We start from the raw sequence: 1472 nt of genomic DNA, 5'->3' as shown, positions 1-1472 counted from the left end.
AGACCCTGGGATCCATATGTGGACGGCGCCCTGCCTGCAACGGTTGTTTTGCGTCGTTTTCGATCGCTTGCGTCCATATGTCCGGCCTTTGAGCACGGTCCTTGCGGCCGCTGGCCAAGGTGGGGTTCGCGACGCCCGTTCCAATCATGCCAGCGGTTTCGTTGGCCAATGGATCCCTCGGAGTTTCGCGCGTCACGGATCGATCGATCACGCCATCTTCCTTCCGTTGCAAGAGCTTGTGTTCGGTGTTCCTCCGTTGCGGCCTATCCGGGCATGTCAGCGCCGTGCTGAGCCGCGGTCAGGGCTGGCCGCAGGCCACCGCCGTAGGCGGCGCGAAGCGGCCTTGAGGGCGGCGAGGAGGCGTCAGGCTGCCCGCCAGGCCGCAACGGTACGGCTCGCCGGTGATCATCATCTTCCAGGCCATACGGGCGGTCTTGTTGGCGAGCGCCGCAGCCGCCAGCTTCGGCGGCTTGCGCGCAATCAACGCCGCCAGCCACGGCGAGGCCTTGGCGCGGCCGCGACGCACCTGCTGGACGTGGGCCGTCGCGCCCACCACCAGCGCCTGCCGCAGCATCTCGTCGCCGGCCCGCGTGATCACCCCCAGCCGGTTCTTGCCGGCGGTCGAATGGTTCTTCGGCGTCAGCCCCAGCCACGCCGCGAAGTCGCGTCCCGAACCGAACGCTGTCGCATCAGTGACCTTGACGCCGAGCAGGCTCGCCACGACCGGCCCGACGCCGGGCATCGCAGCCAGCCGCTGTCCAGTCTCGTCCTTGCGGTGATGGGCCAACAGCTTCTTGTCGATTGCCGCGTATCGCGCGCACACCGCGCGGTATTCCTCGCCGAGCGTCTCAAGCAGTTCCTTTGCCAGCGCCGGCACCGTCGCGTCGCCGGCAATGCGGGCCAGCAGTGGCTCGATGCGGGCAAGGCCTTGTGCGGCCACCAGGCCGAATTCGGCTGCGTAGCCGCGGATCGTGTTGGAAAGCTGCGTGCGCCGCCGCACCAGCTGCTCGCGCACCCCAAACAGCATCTGCGCCGCTTGCTGCTCGCCGCTCTTGATCCCAACAAAGCGTGTCCTGGGCCGGCTCATCGCCTCGCAGATCGCCTCGGCGTCAGCCGCGTCATGCTTGCCGCGCCGCACATACGGCTTCACGTGCTGCGCCGCGATCAGCACCACCTCATGACCCAGCCCCGACAGCGTGCGCGCCCAGTAATGCGAGCCACCGCACGCCTCCAGCCCGATCCTCACCGGCGCAAGCTTGGCGAAGAACGGGACTACCGCCCGCCGTTGCAATTTACGCACCAGCACCGAACGCTCCGCAGCGTCGACACCATGCAGCTGAAAAACACTCTTGGACGTATCCATGCCAATACGGATAAGGTGTTCCACGGACGGCTCCCTTGTTTGAGATCTCAACGAACTCATTCTGGCACATCCGATGCCGTCGGGCGCCGTCCACCCCATCATGCCGTGA

General features: G+C 66.6%; 1 protein-coding gene. It reads right to left on the bottom strand.

All coding sequences use genetic code 11. The annotated features are described in order from the left end of the window. Nucleotides 1-298: 298 nt before the first annotated feature. The gene (locus NKH99_RS32600) at nt 299-1387 is read right to left on the bottom strand and encodes an IS110 family RNA-guided transposase (protein WP_353017968.1); all 1089 of its coding nucleotides are present in this window, start codon (nt 1385-1387) and stop codon (nt 299-301) included. Between the last annotated feature and the right edge of the window lie 85 nt (nt 1388-1472).

It is taken from the genome of Mesorhizobium sp. M0854 (genome assembly GCF_040319815.1).
GTDB lineage: Bacteria > Pseudomonadota > Alphaproteobacteria > Rhizobiales > Rhizobiaceae > Mesorhizobium.
Note: the sequence above shows the minus strand (reverse complement) of the source record. Positions and strands in the feature narration are given on the sequence as shown.